Annotated in this window: 21 protein-coding genes; 5 read left to right on the top strand and 16 right to left on the bottom strand. The window is 65.4% G+C overall.

What is annotated here, in order from left to right; all coding sequences use genetic code 11:
- Positions 1-85: 85 nt before the first annotated feature.
- Positions 86-1057 carry a carbon-nitrogen hydrolase family protein gene (locus ACSQ24_RS07415; protein WP_436094065.1) on the bottom strand — a complete coding sequence of 324 codons (972 nt, stop codon included), beginning with the start codon at positions 1055-1057 and terminating at the stop codon, positions 86-88.
- A 92-nt stretch (positions 1058-1149) separates the two neighbouring features.
- Between ACSQ24_RS07415 and ACSQ24_RS07410 the strand changes: the two genes are divergently transcribed.
- Together ACSQ24_RS07410 and ACSQ24_RS07405 are read left to right on the top strand one after the other, a co-directional pair.
- A complete protein-coding gene (locus tag ACSQ24_RS07410) occupies positions 1150-2067 on the top strand; it encodes a LysR family transcriptional regulator (protein ID WP_436094064.1) in 918 nt (305 codons plus the stop codon).
- A gap of 128 nt (positions 2068-2195) precedes the next feature.
- Positions 2196-2828 (top strand): hypothetical protein, encoded by a 633-nt coding sequence (locus ACSQ24_RS07405; RefSeq protein ID WP_436094063.1) that lies wholly within the window; start codon positions 2196-2198, stop codon positions 2826-2828.
- Positions 2829-2873: 45 nt separating this feature from the next.
- Here the strand turns inward: ACSQ24_RS07405 and ACSQ24_RS07400 are convergent, their stop codons facing one another.
- Positions 2874-3665: an ABC transporter permease gene (locus tag ACSQ24_RS07400; RefSeq protein ID WP_436094062.1), complete on the bottom strand. Its 792-nt coding sequence runs from the start codon at positions 3663-3665 to the stop codon at positions 2874-2876.
- A gap of 199 nt (positions 3666-3864) precedes the next feature.
- Positions 3865-4734 (bottom strand): ABC transporter ATP-binding protein, encoded by an 870-nt coding sequence (locus ACSQ24_RS07395; protein ID WP_436094061.1) that lies wholly within the window; start codon positions 4732-4734, stop codon positions 3865-3867.
- Positions 4735-4938: 204 nt separating this feature from the next.
- Between ACSQ24_RS07395 and ACSQ24_RS07390 the strand changes: the two genes are divergently transcribed.
- Both ACSQ24_RS07390 and ACSQ24_RS07385 read left to right on the top strand, forming a co-directional pair.
- On the top strand, positions 4939-5475 hold the full coding sequence (locus ACSQ24_RS07390) for a DedA family protein (RefSeq protein WP_436094060.1): 537 nt from the start codon (positions 4939-4941) through the stop codon (positions 5473-5475).
- A gap of 294 nt (positions 5476-5769) precedes the next feature.
- Entirely contained in the window at positions 5770-6132 is a 363-nt protein-coding gene (locus ACSQ24_RS07385) for a ComEA family DNA-binding protein (protein WP_436094059.1), read from the top strand.
- Between the two features lie 178 nt (positions 6133-6310).
- On the opposite strand, the gene ACSQ24_RS07380 is transcribed toward ACSQ24_RS07385, so the two are convergent.
- The 7 genes from ACSQ24_RS07380 to ACSQ24_RS07350 form a co-directional block, all read right to left on the bottom strand.
- Positions 6311-6463 carry a hypothetical protein gene (locus ACSQ24_RS07380; protein ID WP_436094058.1) on the bottom strand — a complete coding sequence of 51 codons (153 nt, stop codon included), beginning with the start codon at positions 6461-6463 and terminating at the stop codon, positions 6311-6313.
- Positions 6464-6487: 24 nt separating this feature from the next.
- The gene (locus tag ACSQ24_RS07375; RefSeq protein WP_436094057.1) at positions 6488-6868 is read right to left on the bottom strand and encodes a DUF1127 domain-containing protein; all 381 of its coding nucleotides are present in this window, start codon (positions 6866-6868) and stop codon (positions 6488-6490) included.
- Between the two features lie 127 nt (positions 6869-6995).
- Positions 6996-7823 (bottom strand): helix-turn-helix domain-containing protein, encoded by an 828-nt coding sequence (locus tag ACSQ24_RS07370; RefSeq protein WP_436094056.1) that lies wholly within the window; start codon positions 7821-7823, stop codon positions 6996-6998.
- A gap of 223 nt (positions 7824-8046) precedes the next feature.
- Positions 8047-8268, bottom strand: a complete 222-nt coding sequence (locus ACSQ24_RS07365; RefSeq protein WP_436094055.1) for a hypothetical protein — start codon at positions 8266-8268, stop codon at positions 8047-8049.
- Between the two features lie 32 nt (positions 8269-8300).
- Positions 8301-8486, bottom strand: a complete 186-nt coding sequence (locus ACSQ24_RS07360; RefSeq protein ID WP_436094054.1) for a hypothetical protein — start codon at positions 8484-8486, stop codon at positions 8301-8303.
- Positions 8487-8675: 189 nt separating this feature from the next.
- Positions 8676-9695 carry a ketol-acid reductoisomerase gene (gene ilvC, locus ACSQ24_RS07355; protein ID WP_436094053.1) on the bottom strand — a complete coding sequence of 340 codons (1020 nt, stop codon included), beginning with the start codon at positions 9693-9695 and terminating at the stop codon, positions 8676-8678.
- A gap of 34 nt (positions 9696-9729) precedes the next feature.
- Positions 9730-10380: a TetR/AcrR family transcriptional regulator C-terminal domain-containing protein gene (locus ACSQ24_RS07350; RefSeq protein WP_436094052.1), complete on the bottom strand. Its 651-nt coding sequence runs from the start codon at positions 10378-10380 to the stop codon at positions 9730-9732.
- A gap of 147 nt (positions 10381-10527) precedes the next feature.
- Between ACSQ24_RS07350 and ACSQ24_RS07345 the strand changes: the two genes are divergently transcribed.
- Complete coding sequence (locus ACSQ24_RS07345; RefSeq protein WP_436094051.1) at positions 10528-11082, top strand: DUF924 family protein; 555 nt, start codon at positions 10528-10530, stop codon at positions 11080-11082.
- Positions 11083-11097: 15 nt separating this feature from the next.
- Here ACSQ24_RS07345 and ACSQ24_RS07340 read toward each other — a convergent pair whose 3' ends face one another.
- The 6 genes from ACSQ24_RS07340 to ACSQ24_RS07315 form a co-directional block, all read right to left on the bottom strand.
- Positions 11098-11823, bottom strand: coding sequence for a haloacid dehalogenase type II (locus tag ACSQ24_RS07340; RefSeq protein ID WP_436094050.1), 726 nt, complete (start codon positions 11821-11823; stop codon positions 11098-11100).
- A gap of 266 nt (positions 11824-12089) precedes the next feature.
- Positions 12090-12830, bottom strand: coding sequence for a helix-turn-helix domain-containing protein (locus tag ACSQ24_RS07335; RefSeq protein WP_436094049.1), 741 nt, complete (start codon positions 12828-12830; stop codon positions 12090-12092).
- Positions 12831-12901: 71 nt separating this feature from the next.
- Positions 12902-13123 carry a hypothetical protein gene (locus ACSQ24_RS07330; RefSeq protein WP_436094048.1) on the bottom strand — a complete coding sequence of 74 codons (222 nt, stop codon included), beginning with the start codon at positions 13121-13123 and terminating at the stop codon, positions 12902-12904.
- On the bottom strand, positions 13120-13494 hold the full coding sequence (locus tag ACSQ24_RS07325) for a type II toxin-antitoxin system PemK/MazF family toxin (protein ID WP_436094047.1): 375 nt from the start codon (positions 13492-13494) through the stop codon (positions 13120-13122). Before ACSQ24_RS07325 ends, ACSQ24_RS07330 begins: the two co-directional genes overlap by 4 nt.
- Entirely contained in the window at positions 13460-13771 is a 312-nt protein-coding gene (locus tag ACSQ24_RS07320; RefSeq protein ID WP_436094046.1) for an AbrB/MazE/SpoVT family DNA-binding domain-containing protein, read from the bottom strand. Before ACSQ24_RS07320 ends, ACSQ24_RS07325 begins: the two co-directional genes overlap by 35 nt.
- Before the next feature lie 92 nt (positions 13772-13863).
- Positions 13864-14019, bottom strand: coding sequence for a hypothetical protein (locus ACSQ24_RS07315; RefSeq protein ID WP_436094045.1), 156 nt, complete (start codon positions 14017-14019; stop codon positions 13864-13866).
- Between the last annotated feature and the right edge of the window lie 8 nt (positions 14020-14027).

The following is a 14027-nucleotide window of genomic DNA, read 5'->3' as shown; positions in this document are numbered from 1 at the left end:
GAAGGGCAAGGATGACGCTCGTTCGCGCTTGGAATCAAGCGAAGCTTACGTTAGGTCGCCATGGTCGAGTGCTACCTCGGAGGGGCTAGGACATGGCTTCGTCGAGAAACGAAGCGATCCCCTGACGCCGCCTGTCGACGATCAGCCTCGTCACGTCCGGGCGGGCGTAGTGACCGGCCTGGTCGAAATTCTGCCGCTCGCGCCAGACTTCGCGATGGTCTAGCTGCGCGACCAGCAGGTCTTCGCGTCCGGTGACCGGCTCCACCACCCACTCGCCGTCCGGGCCGGCTATGCAGGATCCGCCATTGGCCAGCACGTCGGGGCAACTGGCGAGCATCGCCGCCGCTGGATGATCGGCCGGAACGTCCGATCGGCGCAGCAGCCCGGAGACTGCGAGAACATAGCTGCGTCCCTCTCGCGCCAGGAAACGAGTGGTGCCTTCGGTGTTGCGCGGGTTCCCCGGCCAGAGCGCCACATGCAGGTTCTCACCCTGCGCGTAAAGCGCCGCCCGCGACAGCGGCATCCAGTTCTCGAAGCAGTTCAGCCCGCCGACCGTGAACGGCCCGACACGGTGGACCTGCAGACCATGCCCGTCTCCCGGCGCCCAACTCAGTCGCTCCTCATAGGTTGGCATCAGCTTGCGGTGGACCGAGGCGATTGTCCCGTCGGCGGCGATATGAACCCGCGAGCAGTAGATGCTGTGCCCGCCGCGATCGACCGGCCGCTCGATGATGCCGAGCATGACCGCGATGCCACCTCGCGCCGCCGCAGTGCAAACCGGTTCGAGATGGCCGGCTTCGATCTGCACGGCCTGCTCGAGATAGAGCGCATGAAGCTCCTTCTGCAGCGGCGATTCGAACCGCGCCCCGTCAGTATGCTCGATCCAGAAGGGATAACCCGGCACGAGCGCTTCACCGAAGACGACGAAACCACACCCGGCCTGTGCGGCGCGTTCGATCCAGGCAACGATCTTATCCAGCGTCCGAACCCGGTCGAGCCAGACGGGTGCAATCTGGGCAAGGCCTACGGTCAGCGAACCGGCTTCGATATCGATCATGTTGGGGACAATCCTCACTTGAGCAGCATGTGCCCCCGGGTTAGGCATGCGCCCACGATCAGTCCAATTAATCAGTCGAATAGAGTTCGATCATGTTTCCTAATGTCAGCCTGGTTCAATTGCGCTGCTTCGCCGGTGTCGTAGAGCACGGCGGCTTTACGGCGGCGGCGGACAGGCTCTGTCTGTCGCAATCGGCCGTCAGCCAGACGGTTGCGGGGCTGGAGCGGGTGCTCGCAGCGAAGCTGTTGCTGCGCGGCCGCGACACCCTGGCGCTGACGGTCGCCGGCGAAAAGGCCCTCGCCGAGGCGCGTGCGGCGCTCGCCGCGGTCTCGCGGCTGGCGAGCTGTGCCGGCCAGGCCGAGGCATTGAATGGCGTCGTGCGGATCGGTGTCGTCCAGAGCGCCGCCATCAGACTGCTTCCCGCCTGGCTGCGTCGCCTGCGCACCGAGCACCCGCGCGTCACCGTGACGCTCTACGAGGGAACCGATCCCGAGGTGACCGGCTGGGTCCAGGCTGGAATCGTCGAGATCGGCATTACCAGCCGGACCCACCCTGAACTCGCCGCTCGGCCGGTCTGTTCAGACGACTATCTCGCCGTCCTGCCAGCGAACCACCCGCTGGCGTCGCGCAGCACCGTATCGCTGAAAGCGCTCGACGGACAACGCATGCTGCTCTCAGGCGGCGGTTGCGAGACGTTGATCCAGGAATTGCTGGTGGCGGCGGCGAGCCATCCGGAAATCGTCTGCCTGGTCCGCGACAATGCCACCTTGCTCGGCATGGTGCGTGAGGGGCTCGGGCTGACCATCATGCCTGAGCTCGCCATCGACGATGCGGACGGGATAGCAACCCTGCGCCTCGAACCCGCGCTCCGCCGCACGCTGCATGCCGTGACGCTACCGACGGAAGCACTCGCCCCGGCCGCGCTCGCCTTGCTGCGGCTGATCGAAGCCGGCCACCCTGCCAAGCGGTCGGCCGCCGTGCCAGAAGCGGCAAGTGCCGATCAGCGCTAGGTCGTGGTCGTCGAGCTCTGCCCCAGCCGCCAGAATCGGCAGGCGATCGCAACCGTACTAGCTGAGACATCCTTTTGTTCACGAAACTCACGCTAACCTGCGCTTGCAGGAAGCTGTGAGGCCAACCCGTGTCTGCAATGACAAATCAGATCAGTAGCCACAGCGGAGCATCCGACTCTCACTCAAGCGGCTTATCGTACGACAATCACCAGCAACTGCTTGAAGTCGGCCCCAATCGCGTGGCTCTTACCCTAGTAACGATCGCCCTTTTTGCACTCCTTTTCCCGCTTCTGCTGGGCGTCTGGTTCATCCCTCAGTTCATGTTCTCCAGCGATGTTTCGACTTGGACGCGGGTTCTCGCCGCCGCGCATTGGTTCGTCGCGACCCTGCTTGTCCCGCTCGCGCTCGGCGTGGCCTTCACGTGTCTCATCGATGCAATGAGGCCGTCCCCCATTCTGAAGATCGATCAAGACGGCCTGTTCGATGCCCGCGCAGGAATCGCGATCGGCTGGAACTCGATCGTTCGCGCGCGGATTGGCCATCATCGATACGGCATCGCGCATGTCGCGCTGACACTTGACCGACCTCTGCTGGCTCACCGCAACCCCATGCGTCTCGGCGGTGGGTTACAGTGGCGCCGCAGATCAAACCGGCTGTGCGTGCCGCTGATGCTGCTCGATCAGAAGGCGGATGTGATCGCCGGGACGATCATGAACTTCGTCAGCGCCCACGGCGGTGATGTTTCGTCTACCCGCCTGTAAGGCGGCCCAGGAGACCTGAACGGCTGTGGTCTCCCGCTTGAGCTTTCACGTCGTGGTTGTCGAGCTCTGCCCCGGCCGCCAGACCAGCAACCGGTTCTCGACCAGCGTCACCAGTGAATCGATCAGGATGACGAAGATCGCCAGGATCAGCATGCCGGAGAACACGCCGGTGACGTCGAAGACGCTCTCGGCCTCGTGGATCTTGTAGCCGAGCCCCGCCGACGAGCCGAGATATTCGCCGACCACGGCACCGACCAACGCGAAACCGACCGAGGTGTGCAGGGAGGAGAACATCCAGGTCAGCGCCGAGGGCCAATAGACATGACGGAAGAGCTGGCGCTCGTTCATGCCGAGCATGCGGGCATTGGCCAGCACCGTCGGCGAGACCTCCTTCACGCCCTGATAGACGTTGAAGAAGACGATGAAGAACACCAGCGTGAAGCCGAGCGCCACCTTCGACCAGATGCCGAGGCCGAACCACAGCGCGAAGATCGGCGCCAGCACGACGCGCGGCAAGGCGTTCGCCGCCTTGATGTAAGGGTCGAACACCGCCGCCAGCAACGCGTTCCGGGCGAAGGCGAAGCCGAAGAACACGCCGGCCGCCGAGCCGATGACGAAGGCGAGCACCGTCTCGGTCAGCGTGATGCCGAGATGGTAGTAGATATCGGCGCCGGTGAGCTGCTTCCAGGTCCGCGCCAGCACCTCGCCGGGCGTCGAGAAGAAGAACTGCGTCGTCTTGATGTCGCCGAACAGGCTGGTGGTCGTGACGATGTGCCAGATCGCCAGAAACACGACCATGACCAGAATCTGCAGGCCGATGAGCTTGACGCGGTTCATCCGGCGATCTCCGGGCAGAAGAGCGAGAGAACCGCAACACAAGCCCTCCCCCCGCTTGCGGTGGGGAGGGTTGGGTGGGGGGCAGCGCCGCTCGGCGCTTGGTTGCAAGAATAGACGAGCCCTGCTTTCCGGCCCCCGATCCCTAGCCCTTCCCCACCGCAAGCGGGGGGAAGGGAATCGCGGCTCACCAAAGCCATGTTCATTTGGAGGTCTCCGCGACCAGTTCCTTGCCTTCGCCCATGGCGTAGGCCTTCTGCACCTCGACCCGGAGCGAGGTCCAGATGTCGCGATGGATCTCGTGGAAGGCCTTCTCCAGCCTGATCTCGGCGATGTCGCGCGGACGCGGGAGCGGCACCTTGTAATCGGCGACGATGCCGGCGGCCGGACCGGCCGACATCACGACGACCCGGTCCGAGAGCGCGATCGCCTCTTCGAGATCGTGCGTCACGAAGATCAGCGCCTTGCGGTCCTTCGACCAGAGATCGAGCAGGAGATTGCCCATGATCTGGCGGGTCTGTGCGTCGAGCGGCCCGAAGGGCTCGTCCATCAAAAGGATCTCGGGGTCGCGGATCAGCATCTGCGCCAGCGCCACGCGCTTGCGCTGGCCGCCCGACAGCATGTGCGGATAGCGCTCGACGAAGGCACGCAGGCCGACCCGCCCGAGCCAGTCGCGGGCGTGTTTGTCGGCTTGCGCATCCGAGACGCCCATCGGCTCGAGCGCGACCTTGACGTTGTCGAGCGCCGTCTTCCACGGCATCAGCGCATCCTGCTGGAAGAGATAACCGGCGCGGCGGTTGAGGCCCGAAAGCGGCTGACCGAAGATCGTGACCTTGCCCGCCGAGGGCATCAGCAGGCCGGCAGCAGCATTGAGCAAGGTCGACTTGCCGCAGCCGGTCGGCCCGACCACCGAGACGAACTCGCCCGGCGCCACCGCAAGGTCGATCTTCTTCACCGCCTGGTAGCGCTGGCCGCCCTGGAGATGGAAGGTGATGTCGATGCCGGCGAGGCTGACCGCCGGCAGTTCTGCTGCCGCGCCCGCATCGCCGGGCGGGCTGACCTTGGACTCCATGGATATCCCGTCCCCTGCCGTCGGCGCCGTCCCGGCGCGCGCGGCTTATTTCCGTTCGTCGCGAACACTAGGCAATCGTTCCGCGAAGGCAACCCGCCCGCGACACGGGGTCTCGCCAACCAGCGGGTTGTAGTAGCGAAAAGTCGACGCTTCTGCTCTATCGCTCGCGACATCGTTCGCCGCTCTCAGGAGAATTCCCGGCCCATGCCCCCGCTTGAGCAATGGATGCACGAGCTCGTCGCGTTCATGCGTGCCAACCAGTACTGGGCGGCCCCGATCGTCTTCTTCATCGCCTTCGCCGAATGCGTCGCGATCCTGTCCTGGCTGGTACCGGCAACGGTGTTCTTCACCGCCTTCGGCGCGGTTGCCGGCGCTTCGGGCCTCAATCTGATGCCGCTCTCGCTCGCGGCGGCGCTCGGCGCGGCCTCCGGCTTCTGGCTCTCCTACTGGATCGGCCTCGTCCTCGGCCCGCGCGTCGGCGATCACTGGCCGTTACGCGACAATCCCGCTTTGCTCCAGCGCGGACACGACTTCTTCGAGAAATGGGGCGTGCTCGGCGTCGCCATCGGTCATTTCTTCGGGCCGATCCGGGCGGTGATCGCGCTCGTCGCCGGCATCGTGAAAATGCCGTTCTGGCCCTTCCAGCTGGCGAACTTCGCCGCCTCCTTCGCCTGGGGCTTCGGCCTGATCTACGGCGCCGGACGCTTCTCCGAATACATGATGCAGTTCACCGGGAAATAGCCATCGCATCGGACCGAAAAGTGGGCTCCACTTTTCGGTCCGATGCGACACCAAATTCGATCGCCATTGTCGCGTCCATTAGGACGCGCGGCGATCGAGCCAATCGCGGCGAAAACCCGGCGGAAAGCACAACGCCAGCTGAACGCTCACCTCAGATCGCGTTCAGCCGCACAGGCCGAAAGTCCGGGCATCGCGTCGAGACCGGATCCTCCGGTTCACCACCGGCGCGGCGGCGCGGACGGCCCGGCATCCGCGCCCCAGCTCCACCGGGCATGACTTACAGGAGTCGAGATCATGACCATGTCTCGTTTCGCCATCGGCCTCGCTGCGCTCGCTCTCGCCGCCGGCCCGGCCCTCGCGCAGACCGCGACCCAGCCGACGACCCCGGCCAAGCCGGCCGCCCCCGTGACGACGCCTGCCGCTCCCGCAGCAAAGCCTGCTGCGCCTGCCGCCACCCAGGCCCAGGCCAAGAAGGTCAACATCAACACCGCCAGCGCCGCCGAGCTCGAGCAGCTCAAGGGCATCGGCGAGGCCCGCTCCAAGAAGATCGTCGAAGAGCGCGCCAAAGCGAAGTTCAAGAACTTCGACGATCTGGTGAAGCGCAGCGTGCTGCCCTCGAATGTCGAGGCCGACATCAAGGACCACGTCACCTTCTGACCCCGATCAAACTAGACGAGCCGGCCGCTTCGCGCGGCCGGCTCTTTCGTTTTCGAACCGTCATTGCGAGGAGCGCAGCGACGAAGCAATCCAGGGGATGTAGAGCACGGCCGCTTCTGGGTTGCTTCGCTACGCTCGCAATGACGACCCCTGTTATCCAGCTCGCTCGAAAAGCGCTCTAGCCTTCGCTTCCCTGCCCCTGCGAGGCATCCGCCTCGCGCAGCGCCTGGGCGCAGTCGTCGCAGCAGACCTCGACGGTATTGCCGCCGACCGTGACCTTGATCGGGTTCTCGTCGAGCTCGCAATCGCAGGCGGCACAAGTTCCACTCATGGCATTCCTCCGTCTCAGGGCCGCTCATTCGGCCGCCCTGAGAAAGACCACCCGGCTGCTTACGGCGCTGTCGGATTCTTTAGCGATCCGCTCCGGGCGGGCCGGTGCTCCCGCGCTCAGGCCGCGCAGGACCTGGTCGACGCTTTCGCCGCCCGCGAGGCCACGCCGCTCTTCGACGCGCAGCGAGATGATCCCGGTCGGGTCCCCAAAAAAGGGAGCAGCCGTCGCGTCGCGCAGATCGCTGTCGCGTAAACCGAGATCTCGCAGGTCGCGCTCGGTCATATCGCAGAGAGTGCGATAATCGCGGCGCGACTGCAGCCAGCGATCGATCGCGCCGAGAATCCGGCCGAGCCCGTCGACCATTGCGAGCACGGGCTTGGCCGATCCGATGATGAAGCTGATCATGTCCTGTCTCCGTCGTTGTGATGACGAACGGACACCCATGTCCTGTCTCCGTCGTCATGATGACGAACAGGACACCCATGGGCCGACAGCCGCTGTCAGAATCTTTCGCGATCACTGACAGCTTGTGTCAGCGGAGATTGAGCGAGCGCTGGAACTCCGCCGGCGTGCGGCCATAGGCCTGACGGAAGGCGGCGCTGAAATGGCTGTGGCTGGAGAAACCCAGCTCGAGGCCGAGCTGGGTCAGGTCGTCGTAATCACCGAGCAGATCGAGCGCCCGAGCCAGCCGCAGGCGCAGCTGGTAGCGATAGAGCGGCACGGCCTCGACCTGGGCGAAGACCTGCGTGAGATAAACTGGCGAGACCCCGACCTCGCGCGCGATCTCGGCCAGCGTCCAGCGCCTGGCGAGGTCGGAGGCCATCACCAGCTTCGCCCGGTCGACCAGCTTGCGGCGCCCAATCGACGCACCGGCCGCATGCGAGGTGCGTTCGCCCAGCGCCCTCCGTACCAGGGTCAGCGCCAGCGTCTCCGCCTCGAGCGGCTCGGCGACGCCGCGCTGCAGGCTGTGCCGTAGCAAGGCGACGAGCACTTGCGCGCGCGGATCGGTTCGACGGTGCAGCGTCAGGAAAGAGGTCGAGCCCTTCCGCAGCAGCTCGGCCGGCACAAGCTCGTGGAGAGCGTCCTCGCCGAAACGTAGGTCGAGGCAGGCATCGCCACCCGCGACTGGGTGGCTGACCTGATAGCCTTCATGCGGGTTGAAGAACAGGACCTGGTTGCTCTCCGCGACGACATCCTCCCGCCCGACATGGCGCACGAAGACGCCGCGATACGGGAAGACCAGGTGGGTCGCGTGAGCGCATTCCGTGCCGCTGCGATGCCGGCACTCGCCGGAACAGACGACATCGCGCACCAGCACGATCTCGCTGTCGAGGAGCCTGTTCACCAAGAATTGCGACATGCCTGCCTTTCGCAGCGTCGGTTGACGCCGCGGAGAATTACAGCAGGCCGAGCACAACCATTGTCAGCAGGGCGAACGAAGCGCCCAGCGCCAGATACGCGATCTTGAACTGAAAACCCTGGGACGCATGCATCGATCGGATCGGTGTCATCGTCGCCTCCATCTGTTCAGCCTGGTCTGTTTCGTCGTCGAGTTCTTTCGTCGTGGCCAGGTCGCGGTGGGCTCAATAGGCCCACATTTCAGCGACGCCCCAACCGAGGATCGCGAGGGCAAGGCCAGCCACCAGAACGACCAGCACGGGCCGGTCGAGGAAGCCCTGCCTCGCCTCCACCGGGGTCTCGACCGCCGGATCGGCGTCGGAGTGGACGTCCGCCCGCATCGGCGGGATCGGCTGGCCACCCTTCTCGGGAATGCGCGCCTCGCGCTCCTTCACGTCGTCTTGCATCGCCGCCTCCATTGGCTGGCTTCGGAATCGTATCAGCCGCTGGCCGCGCGCATCAGGATGCTCGCCAGCAAGGTGACCGCTAGAAAACCACCCAGCAGCAGGACGGGGAGCTGATCCTCCCATGAGCCCGTCTTTGCGACATCGGCGAGCCCGTGACGGGCATGGCGCTGATGCAGCCGCTCGATCGCTCTCTGCCTCTGTTCGTCTTCGCGGGTCATCGCACGCTCCTGCAGATATCGACTGGAGCATAAACGCCCGCCACGGGGCGCGGTTCCAATGGCGACCTCCGACAACGCGGAACGGGCGCCCTGCCGGGCGCCCGTTCCGTTGATTGTCAAGCAGTTGAGAGCGATTCCGGAATCAGCCTCGCAGCGCGATGAAGCAGCCTACGAAGTCCGGTGCTTGCGTCAGTTCTTGGTCTTGTCGACCAGCGCCTTGGCCTTGATCCAGGGCATCATGTCGCGCAGCTTGGCGCCGACCTCCTCGATCGGGTGGGCGGCGTAGCGAGCGCGGGTCGCCTTGAACGAGGTCTGGTTGACCTTGTTCTCCAGCATCCAGTCGCGGGTGAACTTGCCCGACTGGATGTCGGTCAGGACGCGCTTCATCTCGGCCTTGGTCTCGGTCGTGATGATCCGCGGGCCGGTGACGTACTCGCCATATTCGGCCGTGTTCGAGATCGAGTAGTTCATGTTGGCGATGCCGCCCTCGTAGATCAGGTCCACGATCAGCTTCACCTCGTGCAGGCACTCGAAATAGGCCATTTCGGGGGCGTAGCCGGCCTCGGTCAGCGTCTCGTAGCCGGCCTTGATCAGCTCGACCAGGCCGCCGCAGAGCACGACCTGCTCGCCGAACAGGTCGGTCTCGCACTCTTCCTTGAAGGTGGTCTCGATGATGCCGGCGCGGCCGCCGCCATTGGCCGAGGCGTAGGAGAGGCCGAGGTCATGGGCGTTGCCGGTGGCGTCCTGGTGGATCGCGATCAGGGTCGGCACGCCGCCGCCGCGCTGATACTCGGAACGGACGGTGTGGCCGGGTCCCTTCGGCGCAACCATCAGCACGTCGAGGTCCTTGCGCGGCTCGATCAGGTTGAAATGGACGTTGAGGCCGTGCGCGAACAGAAGGGCGGCGCCCTCCTTCATGTTGCCGTGCAGCTCGTCACGATAGATGTCGCCCTGCAGCTCGTCCGGGGTCAGCATCATCATGATGTCGGAGACCTTGGCGGCCTCGGACGGGGTCATGACCTTGAAGCCGGCCTCCTCGGCCTTCTTGCGGGTGGCCGAGCCGGCCTTCAGGGCGATGATGACGTCCTTGACGCCGGAATCGCGCAGGTTGAGCGCGTGGGCATGGCCCTGCGAGCCATAGCCGACGATGCAGACCTTCTTGCCCTTGATCAGATTGATGTCGGCGTCGCGATCGTAATAAACGCGCATTGGAGGCGTCCTTCCTTGGGTTGGTCTCTTGGCTTCAGGCTTTCGGTACGGCGCCCTGCCGTCCGTGAAGTGCGAGGAACTGGTCGGTGGCGCGCGCCGCGTCGCGCTGGATCTCGGCCCGTCCATTAGCGAACGCATCGCCCAGCAGCAGCCTGATCTGCACGTCGCGGCCTACCAGGCCGAAGAAGGTGCGGAACGCCGTCTCGGCGTCGTCGAAGCTGAGGAGCCCCGCCGCGCGGCCGGCCTCCAGGACCGGCTTCAGCCGCTCGCCGATGGCGAAACGCCCGTTCGCCAGCACGATCCCGCCGAGATTGCTCTTGCCCGAGGCGGCATGGCCGATGGCGGCGCGATTGAGCGCGATCGAGGTCTGGCTCGTGATCACGGTCAGCCAGTTCTCGGCGAAATCCCGCAGGCTCTTGCGCAGCGTCGCTGCGTCGAGCGCCTGGCGGTCGTAATTATCGGCACGGACCCTGGACGCCTGCCATTGCACGGTCGCGGTCAGCAGCCCGTCGCGGTCGCCGAACCATTTGTACAGCGTCTCCTTCGAGCAGCTGGCGCGGCGGGCGACGGCCGTCATGGTGAGTTGGTCGCCCTGCTCCACCATCAACGCCAGCACGGCGTCGAGCACGGCCTGCTGCCGCTCGCTCAGCGCCTCACCTTGGCTATGGGTTGCGGGTTCGCTCATCGATCCGAGAGTACCGTACGTTACGGTTCCGGCATCTACCGCACGGCTTGCCGGGGCGCAAGGGTACGCGGGAGAAAATTCATCGCCTGCGCGCCGTCACGGCACCTATATCTTCCCCCGAGAGAAGTGCCCGATCCGGAGCATACGATGAGACAGCCTACCCCGCCCGCCGCCACCGAAGTCCTCGCCTTCTGGCGCGCGGCCGGCCCGGACAAATGGTTCGCCAAGGACGATGCTTTCGACGCTGAGATTTCCAGTCGCTTCCGGCCACTGGTCGCCGCGGCCGCACGCGGCGAGCTCTCCGATTGGGAAGAGACGCCGGAGGGTGTCTACGCGCTGCTGATCCTGCTCGACCAGTTCCCGCGCAATCTCCATCGCGGTTCGGCTCACGCCTTCGCGGCCGACGGGCTCGCCCGTGAGGTCGCCGGCCGCGCGATCGCGCGAGGCTTCGACGAGGCCTTCGACAACCCGGAGCGCCGCTTCCTCTACATGCCGTTCATGCACTCCGAGGATCTCGCCGACCAGGAGCGCTGCGTCGCCTTGAGCGAAGCCTCAGGCGACGACGACTCGACCAAATGGGCGATCGTCCACCGCGACATCATCCGCGATTTCGGCCGCTTCCCCCACCGCAATACGGTACTGGGTCGCGAGACCACGGATGAAGAGCGCCGCTTCCTCGACGATGGCGGCTTCACAGGCTGAAGGCGGCCACGCCAATCAGCCGCCGATCGCCTTACGGTGAGCCTCGGCCAATTCGGCCATGCTCTTGAAGTGGAAGTCGACATTCGGCCGGTTCGCCGGGATCTGCGTCGCGCCGCTGCCCGTCATGCCGAAGCGCCGGTCGATCCAGGCACGCGCCAGCCCGGCCCGCTCCGCCGGGACATGGTCATGGAAGAGGCTTTGCGCGGTGTGCAGGACGTCGCCTGCTTTGAGATCGAGATCGGCCTCCAGATGCGCCAGCAGATAGGCGAAGTTGCGCGGGTCGGGCTTGTAGGAGCCGATATCCTCGGCGGTGTAGATCGCGTCGAAGGTGACGCCGAGCTTGCGGTTGCTGGCCGCGAAGCTCGTGCGATCGACATTGGAGAGGATCACCAGCCTGTAATGCCGCTTGAGATAGGCGAGCGCCTCTGCGGAATCCGGAAAGGCCGGCCAGTCTGGCACGGAGCCGCCGAAGCGCTCGTTCAGATCGGCATGGATGTGGACGCCAAGATCCTTGGCGAGGCGGGCATGAACGGCAGCCAGAAGCGTCGAATAGCGCAGCGATGGCCCCGCCTCTTCCATCTCGGTCTCGATCCGGGCGAACTGCGCCAGCGCGTCCTCGCGATCGAGATCAAGCCGGCCGGCGCTCAGCAGTGGCTGCAGCGCGTTCCAGATCCCGGTCTCCCAATCGATCAGCGTGCCGTAGCAGTCGAAGGTCAGGACCTTGAAATCGGTGAGTTTCATCGGGGAGAGCCTCATGAATGGCGGGATCACGTGCCCCGACCATAGCGAGCGCCCGCAAAGCCGTGATGAGGCGAACCTCCGAACGACTTGACCGAAGCTACGCTTCTCCCTGAGAGCTAACTATACGCGAGTCGTCCCGGGCGACCGCAGGGAAGACCCGGGACCCATTCCGGAACCCTTCCGATAGAGGTTCAGGAATGGATCCCGGATCGGCGCCGCTGACGCGGCTTGTCCGGGATGACCTCGTATTGATAGCAATCTGCCCTTCAGCCACCGCTCCGGCTCGCGGCGCGGAACTCGGACGGAGTCAGGCCGAAGCGCCGCTTGAACTGCCGGTTGAAGGACGAGGCGTTCTGATAGCCGACGCCATAGGCGATCTCGGAGACCGGCAGCGCTGTCCTGGCCAGCTTGTCGGCGGCCTCGTCGAACAAGCGGCCGAGCTGTGATTGCTTCGGCGACTGCCCGGTCGTCGCCCGGTACAGGGCATGGAATCGGCTCTGGCCGAGGCCGACCGACCTGGCCATCTCGGCGACGCTTCCGGCTGGCGCATCGCGGGTGACATCGAGGACGCGGCTTTCCGAGCGCGACAAGGGCCGGGGCAGCGCGTTCGGCTCGACCAGCTGCAGTCCTGCCAGCGCCAGGCGCGCGGCATCACTTGCCCGGCAGGCGCCAGCTTCGACCTCGGCGCCGAGCTGGCGGAACATCCGCCACAGCCAGGGCTCGACCCGCGTCAGCGACGGCAGGGCATCGCGCAGCAGGGCCGGAACCGCCTCGCCGGCAAAGGCCGACGCCTCCACGTCGAGGATGAGCATGCTGCAGTCGCGGCTCGGTTCGAAATCGTGCTCGTGATCGCGCGGGATGATGGCGACGCAATGGCTGGAGACGACGCTGCGATGCCCCTCGATATCGAGCCGCATCGCGCCGCGCATCGGCAGCAGGATCTGGCTGTAGTCGTGGCGGTGGCGGTCGCCGCCGCGATAGCTGCGGATTTCAAGATGGATCGACATCGCCCGCTCACGCGCAAGGGATCATGCCGCGCATTTGCCGCCGATTACCGCAGGCGATCAAGAGCCGCGGCTCAGCCGCCCGCCATCTGCTGCGCCGCGATCCGCTGCAGGAAGATCGCCACCACCGTCAGCACGAAGCCGGCCCACCAGAGCGGCGAGCGCAGGCTCTTGCCCGAGCCGAGCGGCTCGGCTTCCGTCTGGCCGCGAAGCCGTTGCATGATCGGCCAGGCGAAGCAGGCGAAGCCGATGGCGCCGAGGCCGAGCGAAAGCAGATTGACGGTCTCGGCGTTCATGGGGCGTCTCGCATCGCAATCATACCCATGAACGCGACGACTCGCTCCCTGACGCGCACGGTAATATCGTCTGGCAGGCGTCCGATGAAGCGAAAATGACGGCGCTGGTGATCGACCATGCGCGCCTGATCGGCCAGGACCGCCCCGCTCACCACACAGCCGGAAGGTATCTGCACTTTTGTAGGCCAGGGTTCGACATTGGATGTGATCGGGCAAATCAGGGTTCGCGAGGACACACGATGCAGCGCCTCACTGGACAGCACCAGTGCCGGCCGGCGCCCTGCCTGTTCCGAGCCGACGACCGGATCGAATTCGACCCAGAAGACATCCCCTGCCTCAGGATTTCTTGGGACGGGGGTTGTAGTCGTCATAGATCACTTCGGATCCGACATCGGGGCCCCAGTCGACCGTATCGTCCGGCGCGTTCTCCGGCCCTAGCCTCTTAATCTCGGAGACAATCCAGTCGAGCGTGACTGGCCTTGGTTCAGGCAAGGGCGCGCGCTCGGACTCCACCGGCACGAGTTTCACCGCGCCGCCGTCGACCGTGACATCGAGCGTCATGCCCTGTGCCAGGCCGAGCTCCTTCACCACCGTTTTCGGCAGGCGCACCGCGGTGCTGTTGCCCCATTTCGAGACCTGGACCTTCATGCCAGCCTCCTTCGGATATCCATATAGAGGCCGCTCGGATATCCGGCAACAGCGGGCAACCCGGTCCGCATGCCTGACCTCCTCGGACGCGCTTAGAGTCCGGCTCTGGTCGAGGGCCTTTCGGCAACTGCCTCGACGGGATCAGGCTCCTCCAACCCCAGCCGTCGCAGCAGATCGCCGATCAGCCCCGAGACCAGCAACGCCAGCATCCGGTCGATGCCCGGCAAGCGCGCCAGCGGCAGAACCATCCGGTCGC

The organism is Allobosea sp. LjRoot237 (assembly GCF_964253285.1).
In the GTDB taxonomy this organism is placed as follows: domain Bacteria; phylum Pseudomonadota; class Alphaproteobacteria; order Rhizobiales; family Beijerinckiaceae; genus Allobosea.
Note: the sequence above shows the minus strand (reverse complement) of the source record. Positions and strands in the feature narration are given on the sequence as shown.

Excerpts from the sequence above, each read along its gene's own strand:
- ACSQ24_RS07330 (WP_436094048.1), bottom strand. The coding sequence starts at position 13,123 with ATGAACGCCGAGACCGTCAATCTGCTTTCGCTCGGCCTCGGCGCCATC.
- ACSQ24_RS07315 (WP_436094045.1), bottom strand. The coding sequence starts at position 14,019 with ATGGTTCTGCCGCTGGCGCGCTTGCCGGGCATCGACCGGATGCTGGCG.
- ACSQ24_RS07345 (WP_436094051.1), top strand. The coding sequence starts at position 10,528 with ATGAGACAGCCTACCCCGCCCGCCGCCACCGAAGTCCTCGCCTTCTGG.
- ACSQ24_RS07395 (WP_436094061.1), bottom strand. The coding sequence starts at position 4,734 with ATGGAGTCCAAGGTCAGCCCGCCCGGCGATGCGGGCGCGGCAGCAGAA.
- ACSQ24_RS07320 (WP_436094046.1), bottom strand. The coding sequence starts at position 13,771 with ATGAAGGTCCAGGTCTCGAAATGGGGCAACAGCACCGCGGTGCGCCTG.
- ACSQ24_RS07370 (WP_436094056.1), bottom strand. The coding sequence starts at position 7,823 with ATGTCGCAATTCTTGGTGAACAGGCTCCTCGACAGCGAGATCGTGCTG.
- ACSQ24_RS07380 (WP_436094058.1), bottom strand. The coding sequence starts at position 6,463 with ATGAGTGGAACTTGTGCCGCCTGCGATTGCGAGCTCGACGAGAACCCG.
- ACSQ24_RS07335 (WP_436094049.1), bottom strand. The coding sequence starts at position 12,830 with ATGTCGATCCATCTTGAAATCCGCAGCTATCGCGGCGGCGACCGCCAC.
- ACSQ24_RS07415 (WP_436094065.1), bottom strand. The coding sequence starts at position 1,057 with ATGATCGATATCGAAGCCGGTTCGCTGACCGTAGGCCTTGCCCAGATT.
- ACSQ24_RS07340 (WP_436094050.1), bottom strand. The coding sequence starts at position 11,823 with ATGAAACTCACCGATTTCAAGGTCCTGACCTTCGACTGCTACGGCACG.
- ACSQ24_RS07350 (WP_436094052.1), bottom strand. The coding sequence starts at position 10,380 with ATGAGCGAACCCGCAACCCATAGCCAAGGTGAGGCGCTGAGCGAGCGG.
- ACSQ24_RS07360 (WP_436094054.1), bottom strand. The coding sequence starts at position 8,486 with ATGACCCGCGAAGACGAACAGAGGCAGAGAGCGATCGAGCGGCTGCAT.
- ACSQ24_RS07400 (WP_436094062.1), bottom strand. The coding sequence starts at position 3,665 with ATGAACCGCGTCAAGCTCATCGGCCTGCAGATTCTGGTCATGGTCGTG.
- ilvC (WP_436094053.1), bottom strand. The coding sequence starts at position 9,695 with ATGCGCGTTTATTACGATCGCGACGCCGACATCAATCTGATCAAGGGC.
- ACSQ24_RS07410 (WP_436094064.1), top strand. The coding sequence starts at position 1,150 with ATGTTTCCTAATGTCAGCCTGGTTCAATTGCGCTGCTTCGCCGGTGTC.
- ACSQ24_RS07390 (WP_436094060.1), top strand. The coding sequence starts at position 4,939 with ATGCCCCCGCTTGAGCAATGGATGCACGAGCTCGTCGCGTTCATGCGT.
- ACSQ24_RS07375 (WP_436094057.1), bottom strand. The coding sequence starts at position 6,868 with ATGATCAGCTTCATCATCGGATCGGCCAAGCCCGTGCTCGCAATGGTC.
- ACSQ24_RS07325 (WP_436094047.1), bottom strand. The coding sequence starts at position 13,494 with ATGACGACTACAACCCCCGTCCCAAGAAATCCTGAGGCAGGGGATGTC.
- ACSQ24_RS07385 (WP_436094059.1), top strand. The coding sequence starts at position 5,770 with ATGACCATGTCTCGTTTCGCCATCGGCCTCGCTGCGCTCGCTCTCGCC.
- ACSQ24_RS07365 (WP_436094055.1), bottom strand. The coding sequence starts at position 8,268 with ATGCAAGACGACGTGAAGGAGCGCGAGGCGCGCATTCCCGAGAAGGGT.